This window comes from Olivibacter sitiensis DSM 17696, assembly GCF_000427965.1.
Lineage (GTDB): Bacteria > Bacteroidota > Bacteroidia > Sphingobacteriales > Sphingobacteriaceae > Olivibacter > Olivibacter sitiensis.
The window spans coordinates 1-17,258 of record NZ_ATZA01000029.1 but is presented as its reverse complement, the minus strand read 5'-3'; the positions used below and the strand labels follow the sequence as shown (position 1 = coordinate 17,258).

The 17,258-nt window shown below is 45.4% G+C and carries 14 protein-coding genes and 1 riboswitch; of the genes, 5 read left to right on the top strand and 9 right to left on the bottom strand.

Annotated features, from left to right (window positions below; all coding sequences use genetic code 11):
• Window positions 1–396: 396 nt before the first annotated feature.
• The 3 genes from A37S_RS0114710 to metE form a co-directional block, all read right to left on the bottom strand.
• Window positions 397–1,875, bottom strand: a complete 1,479-nt coding sequence (locus A37S_RS0114710; protein ID WP_084163922.1) for an NAD(P)H-hydrate dehydratase — start codon at window positions 1,873–1,875, stop codon at window positions 397–399.
• 63 nt (window positions 1,876–1,938) lie between these two features.
• Window positions 1,939–2,430, bottom strand: coding sequence for a DUF4112 domain-containing protein (locus A37S_RS24850; protein WP_036602656.1), 492 nt, complete (start codon window positions 2,428–2,430; stop codon window positions 1,939–1,941).
• A 400-nt stretch (window positions 2,431–2,830) separates the two neighbouring features.
• The gene (metE, locus tag A37S_RS0114700; protein ID WP_036602653.1) at window positions 2,831–5,161 is read right to left on the bottom strand and encodes a 5-methyltetrahydropteroyltriglutamate--homocysteine S-methyltransferase; all 2,331 of its coding nucleotides are present in this window, start codon (window positions 5,159–5,161) and stop codon (window positions 2,831–2,833) included.
• 181 nt (window positions 5,162–5,342) lie between these two features.
• A riboswitch (cobalamin riboswitch) is annotated at window positions 5,343–5,553 on the bottom strand.
• A 179-nt stretch (window positions 5,554–5,732) separates the two neighbouring features.
• Between metE and A37S_RS0114690 the strand changes: the two genes are divergently transcribed.
• Together A37S_RS0114690 and A37S_RS0114685 are read left to right on the top strand one after the other, a co-directional pair.
• The gene (locus A37S_RS0114690; RefSeq protein WP_028297644.1) at window positions 5,733–6,218 is read left to right on the top strand and encodes a cation:proton antiporter regulatory subunit; all 486 of its coding nucleotides are present in this window, start codon (window positions 5,733–5,735) and stop codon (window positions 6,216–6,218) included.
• Between the two features lie 109 nt (window positions 6,219–6,327).
• Window positions 6,328–7,599 carry a cation:proton antiporter gene (locus A37S_RS0114685; RefSeq protein WP_036602651.1) on the top strand — a complete coding sequence of 424 codons (1,272 nt, stop codon included), beginning with the start codon at window positions 6,328–6,330 and terminating at the stop codon, window positions 7,597–7,599.
• A 51-nt stretch (window positions 7,600–7,650) separates the two neighbouring features.
• On the opposite strand, the gene A37S_RS0114680 is transcribed toward A37S_RS0114685, so the two are convergent.
• The 4 genes from A37S_RS0114680 to A37S_RS24840 form a co-directional block, all read right to left on the bottom strand.
• Window positions 7,651–7,971 carry an iron-sulfur cluster assembly protein gene (locus tag A37S_RS0114680; RefSeq protein WP_028297642.1) on the bottom strand — a complete coding sequence of 107 codons (321 nt, stop codon included), beginning with the start codon at window positions 7,969–7,971 and terminating at the stop codon, window positions 7,651–7,653.
• Window positions 7,972–8,141: 170 nt separating this feature from the next.
• Window positions 8,142–10,976, bottom strand: a complete 2,835-nt coding sequence (gene uvrA / locus A37S_RS0114675; RefSeq protein WP_028297641.1) for an excinuclease ABC subunit UvrA — start codon at window positions 10,974–10,976, stop codon at window positions 8,142–8,144.
• A gap of 114 nt (window positions 10,977–11,090) precedes the next feature.
• Entirely contained in the window at window positions 11,091–11,495 is a 405-nt protein-coding gene (locus tag A37S_RS24845) for a bactofilin family protein (protein WP_051293205.1), read from the bottom strand.
• A 2-nt stretch (window positions 11,496–11,497) separates the two neighbouring features.
• A complete protein-coding gene (locus tag A37S_RS24840) occupies window positions 11,498–12,358 on the bottom strand; it encodes a M23 family metallopeptidase (RefSeq protein WP_051293204.1) in 861 nt (286 codons plus the stop codon).
• A 263-nt stretch (window positions 12,359–12,621) separates the two neighbouring features.
• Between A37S_RS24840 and A37S_RS24835 the strand changes: the two genes are divergently transcribed.
• The 3 genes from A37S_RS24835 (at window position 12,622) to A37S_RS0114650 (ending at window position 15,862) form a co-directional block, all read left to right on the top strand.
• Window positions 12,622–13,725: a ParM/StbA family protein gene (locus A37S_RS24835; protein WP_051293203.1), complete on the top strand. Its 1,104-nt coding sequence runs from the start codon at window positions 12,622–12,624 to the stop codon at window positions 13,723–13,725.
• Window positions 13,726–13,886: 161 nt separating this feature from the next.
• On the top strand, window positions 13,887–14,870 hold the full coding sequence (locus A37S_RS0114655; RefSeq protein ID WP_028297640.1) for an aldo/keto reductase: 984 nt from the start codon (window positions 13,887–13,889) through the stop codon (window positions 14,868–14,870).
• 47 nt (window positions 14,871–14,917) lie between these two features.
• Window positions 14,918–15,862, top strand: coding sequence for an aldo/keto reductase (locus A37S_RS0114650; protein ID WP_028297639.1), 945 nt, complete (start codon window positions 14,918–14,920; stop codon window positions 15,860–15,862).
• A gap of 99 nt (window positions 15,863–15,961) precedes the next feature.
• Here the strand turns inward: A37S_RS0114650 and A37S_RS0114645 are convergent, their stop codons facing one another.
• Together A37S_RS0114645 and A37S_RS24830 are read right to left on the bottom strand one after the other, a co-directional pair.
• The gene (locus A37S_RS0114645; RefSeq protein WP_028297638.1) at window positions 15,962–16,762 is read right to left on the bottom strand and encodes a lytic transglycosylase domain-containing protein; all 801 of its coding nucleotides are present in this window, start codon (window positions 16,760–16,762) and stop codon (window positions 15,962–15,964) included.
• 100 nt (window positions 16,763–16,862) lie between these two features.
• Window positions 16,863–17,258, bottom strand: a 396-nt coding sequence (locus tag A37S_RS24830) for an IS30 family transposase (RefSeq protein ID WP_051293202.1), incomplete at its 5' end; no start/stop codon positions are given.

Below are 17,258 nucleotides of genomic sequence, written 5' to 3'. Positions count from 1 at the left end.
ATATTTAACGAACGGCTTTTCCCTTAATGCCGACGATGCAAAGATGAGTCTTACTAAAAAAATTAGTCGTATATTAAACGGATATTTACGGATATAAACGTTTATATCCGTTTATAATCGGCTACAACAAGGAATTAGTGAGTTTTATAGCTGCTTAAAGCCTAAAATTAGTTAAACATAAGAATATTCTTATCCGATGAATCTTTTATACCTACATAAACAATAGTGATGAAGCGGACAAGCATAAGCTAGTTAAACTGGTTGTTTATTACCTTAAAGGATATATTTTAAATTCATTTAGCTGGATTGTCGAATATATACTTGAAAATGGACATGTCAAAACAAGTATATATACCATTATTACCATATCGGGTACCAGAATCTTCAGACTTCGCTTTATTTTTTGCACAAGCTACAACTAGCCTGCAAAAGCATTGGTATCTTCTGTATCAATTGCGTGGCATGTATCAAGGCATACCCATCCTTCGCCCACTCATCTCCTGCCTTACCATGCAGGTACACCCCCAGCATGGCAGCCTCTTTAGAGTCGTATCCCTGCGCCAGTAATGAAACAATGACGCCGGTCAGCGCGTCGCCCATCCCGCCACTTGCCATTCCGGGATTACCTGTGGTATTGATAATCACCCTGCCGTCTGGCAGGGCAACGAATGTGTACTGGTTTTTAAGTACAACGACCAGCTTCCATTCAGTCGCTGCGTGCTTTGCCTTTTGTACGCGTTCGTACCAACTTTCAGATTGGCCAAATAGCCGATCAAATTCTTTCATATGAGGTGTGATTATCGTGCCAGCCGGCACCCGTTCCTTCCAGTTTGGGTCGGCAGCCAGAATATTAAGTGCATCTGCATCCAATACCAGGGCATTCTTGCACTCCTGCAATATATGAAACAGCAAGTGCTTATTCTCTTCATCCGTTCCTATGCCCGGTCCAAAGGCAATTGCCTGGTAAGGCAGTTCACTCTCTATTAATTTATCTCTCTCTAGCGCCATTACCTCCGGTAGCCTGGCATTTAAGGCTATTAGGCCACTGGCGGGTATACACGCGGTGGTAAGTCCTGCCCCTGTGCGCAAGCATGCCTCCGCACAGATCAATGCCGCTCCCATGGTTCTGGCGCTGCCGGCTATCACCAGGGCGTGACCATAAGTTCCCTTATGGGAGAAAGGCAGTCTTTCCTTTATCGTAGTCAGCGCATCCACCTCCTCAAACAAATAATAGTCACTTTCAAGCCCACTCATATAATCCTCGTCCAAGCCAATATCCACCACATGGAAAAAACGGGAAGCATGTACGGATTCCGGAAAGAAAAAAGACAGCTTGGGCCTCTGAAAACTAATGGTATCTTTTGCACTTAGGCATTCCCAGTCCTTGTATATCTTCCCATCGGCCGACAAGCCAGTGGGCATATCTACCGCTATAACTGGTCTATTTGCCTCATTGATATGCTTCGCCAGTGCCAACCAAAGTCCTTCCAAAGGCTTATTGAGACCCGATCCAAGCAGGGCATCTATGACGATATGTTCCGTGATACGTGGCAGCTCATCGGCATGTACGAAAATCTCCACAGGAATGAAGGTATAGGCCAATTTCTTTAAATTGCTTCTGAAATCATTGCTCTCGCTATCCGAAAAATGGGCTACCCATATACGGATATGGTCGTAATGCCGTTCATGTAGCAAACGGGCTATCGCCAATCCGTCACCACCGTTATTGCCTGTGCCGCAGCATACCAAAATGGCCTGATTGCGGTCTGGATACAATTCGACAAACTTCCTCACAAATGCCGCTGCGGCACGTTCCATCAAGTCCAAGGAGGATATAGGAGTATGTGCAATAGTGTACCGATCCGTATCGCGCATTTGCTGCGTTGTAAGAATATTCAACATAATATAAAAGGATGTGGAGACATATAATTGTCTCTATCAATAAATCAATGCTCGTCCGCTAATGAAATCAATCAACCAAAACGTCACCATCCATAACAATCCGAAAATCAAAAGCAGGATAAGAAGAAAAACGATAAAAATCGCGATCAAAATCCCTGTTCCCTTACCCTGATGCTTGTTTTCGTAATAATGCTCATGCAAAAGCCTGACGTTCTTTGCATTGGCCTTATAAACAAAATCAGCTGCCCAACCTATAAAAGGAATAGCCCCCAGCACGGCATCGACCAATACGTTCAATAACATGAGAATGACCACTTTGCGGCTCACTCCATTACGAGCCATCACATATACCAATAGAATGGAGATAAAAGCACCGGCCATATCGCCCAGAAAAGGCATTAAATTGATCAATGGATCCAGTCCAAAACGGAAATTCCCTATTCGAAATTGTGTATCCATCAACTTGGATACACGCTCCACCCATTGTAAATCAGATTGTGCCCTTATTGATTTGTCGTTTGCTTGCATATGAATGATTACACACCGATAACAAATATAACGAGAAGATGTTGATTAATCCAGTAATATCCTTCTCCTAATATAGTTTCAAAATATTATTTTTAATTTGCATCGTCCACAATCCTCTTCAAAAGACAACAATACGAATGCTATAAAAAAACAGAAGGATGCATCATTACTTATCACCTATCATTCAAGTCGATGAGCTATTGGACTTGTACGCAACACGCGATTTAGCCATCATTGACGCTTCCAATGCCACTCACTTTTGGCCATAGCTTATGCAGGATTGCAGATTCCAAAGCTATATGTAGGTTCTTGGAGCGAATGGTCTAGAAATAACAAACCAATTGTGACAGATGGCAGAGGCCGATAAATCACCCGCCCCTACCATCTTATCTTTAATTCACTAATCTACCGTTTCCTGCACACTTTCACGGAGCGTCTTTGCCGCGGCTACCATGGCCTCTATGGCCGCCTTGGTTTCTGGCCATGCACGCGTCTTCAGGCCACAGTCTGGATTGACCCATAACTGCTCGGCGGGAATGACCGCCTTGGCCTTTTCCAGCAAGAACACCATCTCTTCCTTGCTGGGCACACGTGGCGAGTGGATGTCATATACACCGGGACCTATGTCATTGGGATAGCTGAAATCGGCAAAAGCATCCAGCAATTCCATCTGCGAGCGAGAAGTCTCAATGGTAATTACATCGGCATCCATAGCGGCAATGTGGGCAATAATATCATTGAACTCCGAATAGCACATATGCGTATGGATCTGCGTGTCGTCCCCTACCCCGCTAGCACTCAAACGGAAAGCCTTCACTGCCCATTCCAGATAATTTTGTTGGTCAGCCTTGCGCAAAGGCAAGCCCTCACGAATGGCAGGCTCATCGATTTGGATAACTTTGATACCTGCCTTCTCCAATGCGACCACCTCATCGCGAATAGCGAGCGCAATCTGGAATGCCGTCTCCGAACGAGGCTGATCGTTGCGAACGAAGGACCACTGCAGTATGGTAACAGGCCCCGTCAACATACCTTTTACAGGCAACTTGGTAAGCGACTGCGCAAAAGCAGTCCAAAATACCGTCATGTCCTTTGGTCTACTCACGTCGCCATAGAGCACGGGAGGCTTCACGCAACGCGAGCCGTAGCTCTGCACCCACCCGTTCTTGGTAAAGGCATAACCCTGCAACTGCTCGCCGAAATACTCCACCATATCATTGCGCTCAAACTCACCATGTACCAGCACATCGATTCCCAAGCTTTCTTGCCAATGAACGGCCTCTTCAGTTTCCTTGCGGATAAGGTCGTTATATTGTTCTGCCGTCAAACTTCCTTTCTTCAATTGGGCGCGCCAACTGCGTACTTCCTTCGTTTGCGGAAAAGAACCGATGGTAGTGGTGGGAAACAAGGGCAGTCCCAGTGCCTGCTGTTGCTTTTGCTTACGTACAGCAAACGTACTTTTGCGTTGGTCGTCTCCTTTGCCGATGCTCGCTATACGCTGTTTTACGGCATCGTGATGGATCAACTTGGATGTACTTCTATCTTCTTGTGCTTCCTTGTTGGCAAGGGCACGGGCCTGTGTAGCCTCGTCTACCCGTCCTTCCGCAAGTACCGCAATGTCCTTCACCTCGGTCAGTTTCTGTTTGGCAAAGGCGAGCCAGTTCTTCACCGTTGCAGGCAATATGGCTTCATCTGTCTCCAGGTCCAAATCGCAAGGTACGTGCAGCAAGGAGCAGGATGGCGCTATCCACACACGATTACTTCCCAACTCATCGACAACCGGCCGCACCAGCCCCAACGAGCTTTCATAGTCATTTTTCCAGATATTGCGACCATCCACCACACCTAGCGAAAGCACCAAGTCCTTATTTTTCAGCTTAGGAAATACAGACTGCAGTTGCCCCTCGCCCCTCACCAAGTCGAGGTGTAGCGCGTTGACAGGGAGGGAGAATGCCAAATCTGTATTGTCCCGAAGGCCTTCGAAATAGGTAGTCAAAACAAACTTCAATCCCGGATTTGCCTGTTTCAGTTGCGAGAACACCTTAGGGTACAGCGACTTGGTTTTGTCATCCAAATCCAATGCCAAGAACGGTTCATCGATCTGCACCCATTCTGCACCATGCGCCTTCAACTTGGACAAAAGTTGATTATAGACCGGCAATAACTTGTCTATCAAATCCAAGCGATGAAATCCAGCTTCCTTTTCTTTTCCAAGCAACAGATAAGTGATGGGGCCTAGCAATACGGGTTTAGTGATGATGCCCATTTTCTTGGCTTCATAAAATTCGTTGATGGCCTTTTCGGAAAAGAGGCTGAAGGATTGGTTTTTGACAAATTCCGGCACGATGTAATGGTAATTGGTATCGAACCATTTGGTCATCTCCATGGCGGTCACATCCACGCCTTCCTGCTGATAGCCCCTGGCCATGGCGAAATAGAGTTCCAGTTCGTGTTCCACGCCCTTTTTATCTGCCAAGGCATGGTAACGCTGGGGAATGGCACCAAAGGTGAGCGATGTGTCCAACACTTGATCATAGAATGAAAAATCATTACTGGGAATGAGATCTATACCGACCGATCGCTGGATTTCCCAATTAGTCTGGCAGATTTTCAGTCCGACATCCAATAATTCCCTGCGGGAGATTTTCCCGCTCCAGAAAGCCTCATTGGCTTTCTTCAGTTCACGCTGGGCACCAATACGCGGGTAGCCCAAGTTGTTTGTACGCAACATGTTTTTACGTTTAATGTGAATAATTTAAATCAGTCCAAATTTTCACTCAAACTAACCGACAGGAAAAAACAATGATAAGGCATGGCAACTCCAATCTACCCGCGAAAGAAAACGGTTTCAAATGCGGTAAAAAGCAGCATGCTCGTATAGGCCCCAACATTGCTTCATCTCGCGAAAGCTTGTTGAATCTACCAAAGTGGCAAGTCTCCTGGCTTGTGCCCATCGGCCTCGGCGTCTTCCCACCCCAACATCCGTCGGGGCAGTGACTTAATTGCCGGACCTATCTTCCAGAGAGTTGGAAAGAAAGCACTTACAGTTGCGCGACAGCCCGTGATTTGCACACGGTTCCTTATTAATTCCCGACAAGGGAAACCGTTTGGCGCTCCATATGAGTATATATTCAGAACTTGACGCGAATATAGGAATAACTTTCAGCATTGGAATAAATTACATACCTTTGTACTGCATTTTTAGTTCCTAGGAGCCTATTATTGAATTTGGTAGATAGGATTACGCCAAGCAAAGTGCCTTATATTTAATCACATTTTTTACATTAAACAACAGGATTAGCATGTCTATTGTTAGGGAAAGTGAATTGCCGGGTATTGGCAAGAAGTATCAAATAGAGACAAGTGCTGATGACAATATGGTCATTGTCATCCACAACGATGGCAGGCGTGAGCTCTACAGGCTTGATGATGAGGACAACGACACCAAATGTGTCATGACCATGAATGATGAAGAGGCTCGTCAAGTTGCCGGCATCATAGGCGGTTTGTCCTTCAAGCCAAAAGCTTTGGAGACCATAGATGTAGCGCTTAATGACCTGATCATCGAATGGCACAAAGTGGAAAAAAATGCGGCAGGTTCGGAAAAGACCATTGGCGAACTGGGCGTGAGGCAGAACACTGGAGCATCCATCATAGCCGCAATCAAGGGTGATGAAACCGTCATCAATCCAGGCCCTGACTATCGCATTACGGCTGGTACAACATTGGTGGTTGCGGGCAAACGGAGCAATATCAAAGCACTGAAGGACATCTTACTTAAAGGCTAGACAAACCATCTGCCTTTATTGCATTAACCAAAGTTGCACCCCTCTCAGTCCGGGGGACCTATCTATTCTACCATGGAAGCCGTAAATTGAACAAAGATCTCGATGTAATATGGAGTTGAATACCTTAGTATTAGAAGTTGGAATTGCCGTGACACTTGTAGCATTTGTTGGCCTGATAGCCAATAAATTGCGCTTTTCTGTCATCCCATTTTTCATTATCATTGGGATGTTTCTTGGCAATGACAACTCTCCTACCTTTGGTATTTTGGATTTCAAGTTTACCGAGAGCTTACCCTTCATAGAATTCATGGGTAGATTGGGTGTGCTCTTTTTACTTTTCTATTTAGGTTTGGAATTTTCGGTAGGTCGACTTATAAAATCTGGAAAATCCATTGTAACTGGTGGCACTACCTATGTAGCCCTAAACTTCACTTCCGGTTTGCTCATCGGCTGGCTCATGGACCTGCCTTTTGCCGAGATGATGGTACTCTGCGGGCTTATGACTTCCTCATCTACGGCCATCGTTGCAAAGGTCCTTACCGACCTGAAGCGGACGGCCAATCCCGAAACTGAAGTGATAATGGGCATGATTATGTTCGATGATTTGTTCATCGCCATGCATATCTCCTTCCTATCCGGCTTGGTACTTACAGGGGGGGGCTCAGCGTGGAGCGTGATCGGCACTTCTGCTTTGGCCTTGGGCTTTATACTCACTTTTCTGTTTTTTGGACGAAAATTAGTCCCCGTTATAGACAAGTTGCTCAATGAAAAATCTTCCGAATTATTCATCCTCATCATTTTTGCACTCCTATTCACTATAGCTGGCTTTTCGGAGACCATACATGTAGCTGAAGCAATTGGCGCACTCATGGCGGGGCTGGTACTGGCAGATTCGCAATACATCAAAAAAATCGAAGCAATGGTATTGCCATACAAGGATTTTTTTGGCGCTATGTTTTTCTTTAGTTTTGGACTTACTATAGACCCCACCACGTTGGGCGGCGCAATTGGCTGGGCAGCATTGGCAGCACTGGTAACTGTCTTGGGCAACCTCGCGTCAGGATACTTTGCTGCGAAATTTTCGGGGCTTAAAAAGAAGACCTCATTCGATATTGGTTTCACGCTTTCCGCCAGGGGCGAGTTTTCAATAGTGATGGCCAACATCGGAAAAGCAGGAGGGCTTAATCCCATTATCCAATCTTTCGTTGTTGTGTACGTGCTCATCCTTTCCATTGTAGCTCCACTGCTCACTAAGGAATCCAGAAATATCTGGCATGCTATCTTTGGAGGTGGTCACAAAGCTATAAAGAAAGAAGCCAAAACCTTAGAGGCCTTGGAAGCGGCAAGCAAAGAATCTCTGGATAATGAGATCGAACGTTGAACAGATGGAATTCTATTAACAGCTGGGCGCATTCGGGAAACAAACTTAACCCTACAAAAAACCTAATTCCAGCTTAGCTTCTTCGCTCATCATGCTTTTTTCCCATTTGGGATCAAAGGTAAGTTCCACTAGCGCATTTTTCACCCCTTCCACATCGGCCACCTTGCGCTGTACCTCGTCAATGATGTCGCCAGCTACCGGACAGGCCGGAGCCGTTAAGGTCATCACGATTTTTGCCGTACCGTCTTCCTTGGTAATAATCTCGTATACCAAGCCCAGTTCGCAGATATTGACCGGAATCTCCGGGTCGAAGACCGTTTCTAGCGTTTCCTTTATTTTATCGGCTATGCCGAGTTGATCGAGTATAATCATAGTATTTAGTATCAAGTATCAAGACTTAAGTATCAAGACTGACTTTCCGGCTTGCCAAGGCGCTTTAGCCTTTGATTCCCGAAATTCTTCTGAATCCCTGCTTCGCTGTACGACTTCCGGCTTTAGTCTCAAGTCTGACATCTCATATCTCACGTCTTGTGTCTGACGTCTTAACTCATCTCCATTTTCAAAAACCTGGCCGTTTGGCTTTCCTTGTCCTTTATAAGTTCCTCGGGAGTACCGCTAAACAGTATTTCTCCGCCACTGGAACCTCCTTCCGGCCCTAGGTCGATCACCCAATCGGCCACCTTAACCACATCTAGGTTATGTTCTATTACCAGTACCGTGTTTCCCCGGTCTACCAACCTGTTCAATACACCAAGCAAGACATTTACATCCTCAAAATGCAGGCCAGTAGTAGGCTCGTCCAGGATGTAGAACGTATTTCCCGTATCTTTCTTCGAGAGCTCAGTGGCAAGCTTCACCCGCTGCGCCTCTCCGCCAGACAGCGTGACTGAGGATTGCCCTAGAGTGATATAACCGAGTCCAACATCTTGCAAAGTCTTTATTTTCCTATAAATGGATGGTATGGGTTCGAAGAAACTCACGGCCTCATCGATGCTCATATCCAGCACATCGCTGATGGACTTACCCCTATAGCGCACCTCCAGTGTTTCCCGATTATAACGTTTTCCTTGACAAGCCTCACAAGGCACCTGAACATCTGGCAGAAAATTCATCTCAATTACCTTCATACCTGCCCCCTGACAGGTTTCGCATCTCCCCCCCTTCACGTTGAACGAAAACCGTCCCGGCTTATAGCCGCGTATCTTGGCCTCCGGAAGCTGAACAAAAAGTGCACGGATATCCGAGAACACACCAGTATAGGTAGATGGATTGGAACGAGGTGTCCGCCCTATCGGGCTTTGGTCTATCTCGATGACTTTGTCTATATGTTCCAGTCCTTCGATTTTTTTGTAGGGCATGGGCTGTTTCTTGGCCCTGAAGAAATGGTGATTAAGTATGGGATACAGAGTCTCCGATATCAAGGTGGACTTTCCACTTCCCGATACGCCAGAGACAACGATTAGCTTACCTAGAGGAAAAGCAACCGAGACATTTTTTAGGTTATTGCCGGTAACGCCTTTTATTTTTAGCTCATGACCGTTCCCCTTGCGTCTTGCCTTGGGGATGTCTATCGCTTTCTTGCCATTTAAATACTCGGCCGTGAGCGACTCTGACTTCTTTATCTCTTCCGGCGTACCTTGCGCCACTACCATACCCCCATTGAGACCGGCTGCCGGTCCCATGTCTATGACATAGTCGGACTCCATGATCATATCCTTATCATGCTCTACCACGATAATGGAATTGCCTATGTCCCTTAGGTTCTTCAGCGATTTGATAAGTCGCTCGTTATCGCGCTGATGCAAGCCAATGCTTGGTTCATCAAGTATATAAAGTACGTTGACCAATTGTGAACCTATTTGAGTGGCCAAACGGATACGTTGGGCCTCTCCACCGGAAAGAGTCCTTGCAGAACGGTCTAGGGTAAGATATGAAAGCCCTACATCCAACAGGAAGCCCAAACGGGTTCTTATCTCTTTCAGAATTTCGGACGCAATGGTGTTCTGCCTCTCCGAAAGTCGAGATTCCAAGTTTTCAAACCAATGTGCCAAAGATTGTATATCTACAGAAGCAAGCTCGTAAATATTCTTTCCATCTATCTTGAAATTCAAAGATTCTTTCCGTAAACGGGCACCGTGGCATTCGGGACAAGTCTTCACGGACATGAATTGCTCCAGTTCGTCATTCCCTTTATTTTCCGATTGCTGCTGCAGCAATTTGAACAACCCATCAAATGTGACCTTATAGTCTTTCACATTCCAGCTGCTATATGTCACTTGCACGGTAATGAGATCTGGTGCGCCATTCAATAATACGTCGAGCTGCTCATCGGTAAAGTCTTTCAAAGGCGTGGACATACCAAATCCGTATTTTTTGCCTACTGCCTTCAACTGTTGAAAAGTCCAGTTGTCCTTATACTCTCCCAAGGGGGCAATGCCTCCCTTGAGGATGCTCAGCTTCGGATCGGGTATGATCGTGTCCTGGTCCATTTCGTAGATATAGCCTAGCCCCCCACAGCGCTCGCAAGCACCATAAGGTGAGTTGAAAGAAAAGGTATTGGGCTGTGGTTCATCATAGGAAATACCGCTTTCCGGATCCATCAGGTAGCGGCTGAAGAAGAATTCGTTGTTGTCTTGATCGCTCACCTTAATAATGCCCTTGGCCACCTTCATAGCCTGCTGGATAGAAGTCTGCAACCTCTTTCTGTCTTTCTGTCCCACCATCAGCCTATCGATCACCATTTCTATGTCATGTACCTTGTAACGATCGGCCTGCATTTTCGGCACCAAGTCCAAAATTTCACCATCCACACGCACCTTCACGAAGCCTTGTTTGCGTATTTGCTCAAACAACTCGCGGTAATGCCCTTTACGGCCCTTTACCACCGGCGCTAGGATATTGAGCGCCTGACCATCGAACTGATCCAATATGCGCTGTACTATTTGATCTTCGGACATGCGCTCCATGCGCTTTCCCGTTACATAGGAAAAAGCCTCTCCTGCCCTGGCAAACAGCAGGCGCATGAAATCATATACCTCAGTAATGGTTCCTACGGTTGATCGGGGATTTTTGCTCGTGGTTTTTTGTTCAATAGCGATAACGGGACTGAGACCAGATATCTTATCCACATCTGGGCGTTCCAAGCCTCCCAAAAACTGGCGGCTATAGGCACTGAAGGTTTCCATGTACCGGCGTTGCCCCTCGGCATATATGGTATCAAAAGCCAAAGACGACTTGCCGCTACCGCTCAAACCAGTGATAACTACCAACTCATTTCTAGGAAAAGTGACATCTATATTTTTGAGGTTATGGACGCGTGCACCAAACACCTCCACCTCACTCTGATCGCCCAGATCGGGCGTTACTTTTTTACTCATTCCATACTCCTTAATGTTCGACAACCTTCAACAAAGGTCCTGCCCGTCGAACGCAAACAAAAATAAGGATAATTATGGATTAATTAGCTCGATAAAATCTCAGTTGTGTTTAGGCTATTTATTCAAGGAAATAACTCCGGGCTCGGAGACGTCTTCAGAAGCGCCAATTTTCATCTCGCCAACATAATGTGCGCCAGCCTCCATTTCAATCAACTTGCTATCGATATTGCCGAGCACTTTTCCTTCAGCACGGATTTCCAATTTTTCGGATGTAATGTTGCCCGCAACCTTTCCGAAGATAATAACATGCTTGGCAGCAACGTCGCCCTCTATCACACCCTCTGAGCCAACAATCAAACTTTCCTCTACCTTTACAAGTCCAATTACCTTTCCGTCCAAACGCACAGGCTTATCCGATGACAAGTCGCCTTTAATAAGGCAATCTTTTCCAATAATCGTCAATTCCTGATGGCTTCCTTGATCTTTACTTCGTTTTTTTTCGTTGTTTGACAATAGCATAATTAATTGTTCTTTAAAAAAGTAGCAGCATTCAATCTTTTCCCTTGTTTACTTATCTCATAATGGAGATGTGCTCCGGTAGAGCGTCCTGTAGAGCCGACCAAGCCTATGGTTTCCCCTACCTTTACCTGCTTACCGGATTTCACTTCAATTTTGGATAAATGCCCATATAATGTCTCATACCCGTGAGTATGCTGAATAATTACGCAATTGCCATAGCCCCCCTTCCAGCCAGCAAACACCACCTTACCATTGGCCGGGGAGCGTACCTTGTCCCCCTTGTTCGCCTTCAAGTCTACGCCAGTATGAACTTCATAGCCACTGCCTGAAAAAGGATTCTTCCTTACACCGAAACCACTTGTCATCACGCCCTTTACGGGAAAACCCAATGGTATACCAACTAAATCATGGTGGATATTATCAATATAAAAACCATAACTATCCAATACTTCGTCTACATTTTCCAGGGTAAGTTCAAAGGATTCACCTCCTTTTCCACCTTCCAACCCATTGTTTTTCACTCCTCGTTCTCGTAGATATGACGTAACGCCTTCCAATTTCGACTCCAGCTTTTCCATCTTGCTCCTCACCTCCTCCATATTGGGCGTCTTATTCTTTTCCTTGGCATACTCCAACTTTTTCCTCAACAATTCTTTATCTTCATGCAAGCTCAAAAGCCTGCTGGTACACCATGCAATAGAAATACCCAAAAAAAGAAAAATACCGATTATCGCAAAGGTGTAGTGCCTCCAGTAAAGCAACATTTTTTTTGGCACCTGTAACATTTTTTCCGATGCCAGGTGATCATCCAGCATAAGAACGGTTAATTTACTCGATTTTGAACTCTTTGGGTTGTTCTTCATAATTAATAAGAAAACTGCTGCAAGCCAAGTTTAGTGTCTAAGTTAAAAAGGCAGATCTAGGCAAATCTAATAATAATCGGTAAATAATCATGACTTTACGAAAAAAACTTTCAAACTACCAACTATCTTCGGGACATATTGTCCGCATGGGATCATTTATGACAATACTTACTTGTATTTGTAATATAAGACCTTTATATTTGAATATTGCTATCGTAATATGGCTTAGGTGATAATGATTATTTAACTAAACCCCTAGATCAATGAAGTTTTTCAACATTCCCAGTGTCATCGAACACCATAACCAGCCCCTATTATTGCAACCAAAAATTGAAGAAAGGCAAATTGAGCTTATCGAGGATCGTCAAACTTATTTGGTAGGTGAGCTCGCTTTATCGGAAGGTCTTTCGCCCTATCGCAATATAAACAGCTCGCCAGAAGACACGGATTATCAACTGCTGGCAAAGGCAGGCATCCTATTGGCACTAGCTGGCACATCTGGCGAAGTGGCCATTACCACCGGCTTCCCCTATACGACTTATGAGCTATATAAACAGCAAGCTGTTAAATTTTTTACCGAGAAGGATCTTTTCATCGACTATACGGCTGGAAGTTATGACGGGCTTGCAAATACCAAAAAGCGCATGCAGGTAACGGTAAAGCACCTGGACGTGATGCCCGAAATCATGGGCTGTATCAATGCCATTCGCAAAGGAAGCACGGCAGAAAAAGGTAATTTCTTCATTGTCAGCTTGGGCTATGGCACCTGCGAAACGGGTTTGTGCGCGGGTGGTAACCTAGTGACAAGGACCTGTATGAGCGTAGCTGGACTTCGCTACGCAGTTAACGGCCTAAAAAACGAGCTAAGCCGCGAGTTTAACCTGGGCATGAAAAACGAACATATGATCAACCAAAACTTTCAACAGGGCAGCATAGTGCTGAACCGAAAGAAAAAGGATTTGGTAGAACTGAAGAGAACGCAAATCGACTCTTACTACAATGACGTTATTTCACCTACCCTAAAGAAAGCCTTTACCGATCTCGATTTTGAAAAGACAGACCGCATCTATTTGGTAGGTGGTGGGGCACGCTATCCGCAATTGGTCGAGCTCTTCAAGGCCGAGTTTGAAGACATATTGAAGGTCATCGTACCGGAAAATGCCGAACAAATAGCAAGTATTGGCTACTACCTCCGATCTGCGGAGTGGTGTGGCCCTGGTTTGGCAAATCAAGCTATAGGGCTGGATATCGGCAATGCCTATACCAGTATTTGCATAGCCGATCCAAAAGAAAAAGTGGATTACAGCTATAACGGCACCCCTCAGCAGGCAGAAACCGTAAGTACCGTATATTTTAAAGGGGTATAAGGCTTCCGACACCCACATTATTGGCCAACTATCTATATGTAGTTGGCCTTTTTTTGTCATGGAATATTCTGTTTTTAAATATTGTTGCTTCTCACAACACAAATTCTGCGATATTCCGTTCTATTTTGTAGTTCTTCCAAAAGCTAATTAAACAAATAATCATGAAATACAGAAAATTAGGAGACACGGATCTTTCCCTATCGGTTATCACATTTGGAGCCTGGGCAGCCGGTGGATGGATGTGGGGAAAAACGGAAAGAAAAGATGCCGTAGAAGCCATCAAAGCAGCTTACGATTTAGGAGTTACGTCCATTGATACCGCCCCTATTTATGGGCAAGGTACTAGCGAAGAGATTGTTGGAGAGGCCATAAAGGGTATCCAAAGGGACAAACTGCAAATTCTCACCAAATTTGGCATGCGATGGGATTTGGCAAAAGGTGATTTTGGATTCCACAGCAAGGACAACAACGGCAAGGAGATAGACATCTATAAGTATGCGGGTAAGGAAAGCATCATCAAGGAATGTGAAGACAGCTTGAAAAGGCTGGGAACCGACTACATAGACCTGTATCAGATACATTGGCCAGACAGTACCACTCCCATTTCAGAAACATTCGAGGCGGTGGCCAAATTAATAGAACAAGGCAAAGTCCGCTATGCGGGTGTTTGTAACTACAGTGCCGCACAGATGGCAGAAGCAGAACAGTCCGTCAAGTTGGCATCCAATCAAATACCGTTTAGCATGGTCAATCGCGGTATAGAAGAAGAAACGGTACCTTACTGTATTGAGCACCATAAAGCGATATTGGCGTACAGCCCATTGGAAAGGGGTTTGCTAACTGGCAAAATAAAACCTGGACATCAATTTCAGGAAGGAGATCACCGAGCTAGCCATCCGCATTTTACGCCAGAATTCATTGAACGAACAGATGCCTTACTCAACAAGATAAGGCCTATTGCCGACGCAAAAGGCGCCTCCTTGGGCCAACTAGTACTTCGATGGACGGTGGAACGCCCAGGAATTACGATCGCCTTAGCGGGAGCTAGAAATGCGGAACAATCCGTACAAAATGCCAAGTCAATGAATATTGAGCTTAACGAGGAGGAACTCAAACTCATCAATCAGAGTGTGGATGCCTTTTAAAAAGGCGCCCATGCATCAACTTTATATACAGAAACGCAAGTAAAAAAATGAAAAAAGTAACGATAGGTAATACGGATCTACAGGTAGCCCCAATCAATCTTGGAGGCAATGTCTTTGGTTGGACATTGGACGAAAAAAAATCTTTTGAAATACTGGACGATTTCACTGCCGGAGGTTTTAATTTCATTGACACGGCAGACACCTACGCGTGGTGGATCAATGGCAAAGGAGGGCAATCGGAGACGATCATAGGTAACTGGATCAAATCCCGAAACAACCGCAGTGAGGTAGTTATCGCCACTAAGGTGGGATCCGAGACCAAGGAACACCCCTTCGACATTAGCAAAAAGCACATTTTGAAATCCGTCGACGAATCCCTACAACGCTTGCAAACAGATTATATTGACCTGTACTACACCCACTTCGACGATAATAAAACGCCAGTGGAAGAAACCCTTTCGGCTTATGACGAAATCGTCAAGGCAGGCAAAGTACGCTATATAGGCGTTTCTAATGTTTCGCCAGAACGGATTGTAGAATCTTTTGAAATAGCGGAAAAAAATGGCTTTCCGAAGTACCAGGCGCTACAGCCACATTACAACCTTGTAGAGCGCGGTAAATATGAAAAGGAATATGCTCCCATTGCCGAGAAATATGGACTAACAGTCTTCCCATATTGGTCCCTAGCATCAGGTTTCCTTACGGGAAAATACCGTTCCGAAGCTGATTTGGGCAAAAGTCAGCGAGGCCAAGGTGTCAAGCAGTACCTCAACGAGAAAGGTTTGGCTGTATTGAATGCTTTAGACAGAGTGTCGGCAAAACACAGCTCCAACCCGGCAACAGTTTCACTGGCATGGCTATTGGCCCAGCCACATATTGGCGCGCCCATTGCCAGTGCTACCAGCCCAAGCCAGCTCGAGACCTTGTTTGCTGCTCCTAAATTGCACTTGGATAGCGAAGACTTGGAACTACTTGATGAGGCAAGCAAATAAAACGGGATTGCACTTATTGTAAAAAACAAAGACCATCTTTACGGGCAGATCCGTAAAAGATGGTCTTAATCTTAGAGGCTACGCAAAGGCCAAACTACATTACATTTGATCGTTTGACTCCTCGCCTTCGGCGTTGTTTGCCATGAGGGATGAAGGCTTCCGTGCTTTGTATCCGTGTTCTTGAGGATTTTCGATGATTTGTTTTACCGAAATCAATTTGTACACATAGCTACCTGTTTCGCGGTTCAGCTGCAACTTATAGTAGTTGTCCTCACCTTGATGGCGCATTACGCGGCGCAGGCTGCCTCCGCCCGTATTATAAGCGGCAGCCACCAAAGTCCAATTCCCAAACTCCTTGTACAGTGCTTTCAGGTACTTGCAGGCTGCTACTGTCGATTTGTGCAGATTGTTCCGCTCATCAACAGTACCATTGACCTTGAGACCGAAAGCCCTAGCCGTGGCCGGCATAAACTGCCAATGCCCGGAAGCACCTTTATGAGACACGCCTTGTTGAAGACCGCTCTCCACTAAAGGGATATACTTAAAGTCGTCTGGGATACCATGTGCTTTGAGCACTGGCTCAATAATGGGGAACCACGATTTGGCTTTCTGGTGAAACCTATGTGTTTTCAACCTATCAAACGAATGGGCACGTAGCATACGTTCCATCTTGCCTTCAATTTTAACATCACCCGTAGGCATGTCTTCGGCCGCAAAATTCAAGGACGATGTAGACCCCTCAGTCTCCTCTTCCTCATCTTCCATTTTGACGACCTCTGCAACATTGGTAAGCTTCGCTTTTGTAGTTTTCCTATCTGCCGGAACTCCATACATAAATAGCTTGGAGACTATCAAACAAAGCACCGCCAACGTACATGTTAAGAGGTGTTTTTTTATCATTTTTTACCTTTCCCTGTTTGGTTATGCAAAAAAGCGATGCAAACATACAAATTATAAACCTAACTACCAAATACTTACAAAAAACCCCTTGTAGGTAGATTCAACTCACCAATGCAACATTTTGGTCTAAGGTAGCATAAAAAATGCTCTTGGGGTTTTGGTAATCTAGTTTTTTTCTTGGTCTTGCATTGATTTTGTACTGTATATTTCTGATATCCTGCCAGTTGAAGTCGTCAAACGACTGTTTTTTTGGTATGTACTGCCTGATGAGCTTGTTGGTGTTCTCGTTGGTACCCCTTTCCCAGGAGGAATAGGGGTGTGCGAAGAAGAAATCGGCCTTCAGTTTCTTTGCGATCAGCTTGTGCCGGGCGAACTCGGTGCCGTTGTCGGAGGTGATGGTGTGGACGCATTCCCTGTAGGGCAAGAGCATCTCCACCAGTGCCTTGCGCAGGCCATCGGCCTGCTTTCCCTCTTCCAGCTTGCGCATGAAGAGCAT

Coding starts and splice junctions, on each gene's coding strand:
- A37S_RS0114710 (WP_084163922.1), bottom strand. CDS start 1,875: ATGCGCGATACGGATCGGTACACTATTGCACATACTCCTATATCCTCC.
- A37S_RS24850 (WP_036602656.1), bottom strand. CDS start 2,430: ATGCAAGCAAACGACAAATCAATAAGGGCACAATCTGATTTACAATGG.
- metE (WP_036602653.1), bottom strand. CDS start 5,161: ATGTTGCGTACAAACAACTTGGGCTACCCGCGTATTGGTGCCCAGCGT.
- A37S_RS0114690 (WP_028297644.1), top strand. CDS start 5,733: ATGTCTATTGTTAGGGAAAGTGAATTGCCGGGTATTGGCAAGAAGTAT.
- A37S_RS0114685 (WP_036602651.1), top strand. CDS start 6,328: ATGGAGTTGAATACCTTAGTATTAGAAGTTGGAATTGCCGTGACACTT.
- A37S_RS0114680 (WP_028297642.1), bottom strand. CDS start 7,971: ATGATTATACTCGATCAACTCGGCATAGCCGATAAAATAAAGGAAACG.
- uvrA (WP_028297641.1), bottom strand. CDS start 10,976: ATGAGTAAAAAAGTAACGCCCGATCTGGGCGATCAGAGTGAGGTGGAG.
- A37S_RS24845 (WP_051293205.1), bottom strand. CDS start 11,495: ATGCTATTGTCAAACAACGAAAAAAAACGAAGTAAAGATCAAGGAAGC.
- A37S_RS24840 (WP_051293204.1), bottom strand. CDS start 12,358: ATGAAGAACAACCCAAAGAGTTCAAAATCGAGTAAATTAACCGTTCTT.
- A37S_RS24835 (WP_051293203.1), top strand. CDS start 12,622: ATGAAGTTTTTCAACATTCCCAGTGTCATCGAACACCATAACCAGCCC.
- A37S_RS0114655 (WP_028297640.1), top strand. CDS start 13,887: ATGAAATACAGAAAATTAGGAGACACGGATCTTTCCCTATCGGTTATC.
- A37S_RS0114650 (WP_028297639.1), top strand. CDS start 14,918: ATGAAAAAAGTAACGATAGGTAATACGGATCTACAGGTAGCCCCAATC.
- A37S_RS0114645 (WP_028297638.1), bottom strand. CDS start 16,762: ATGATAAAAAAACACCTCTTAACATGTACGTTGGCGGTGCTTTGTTTG.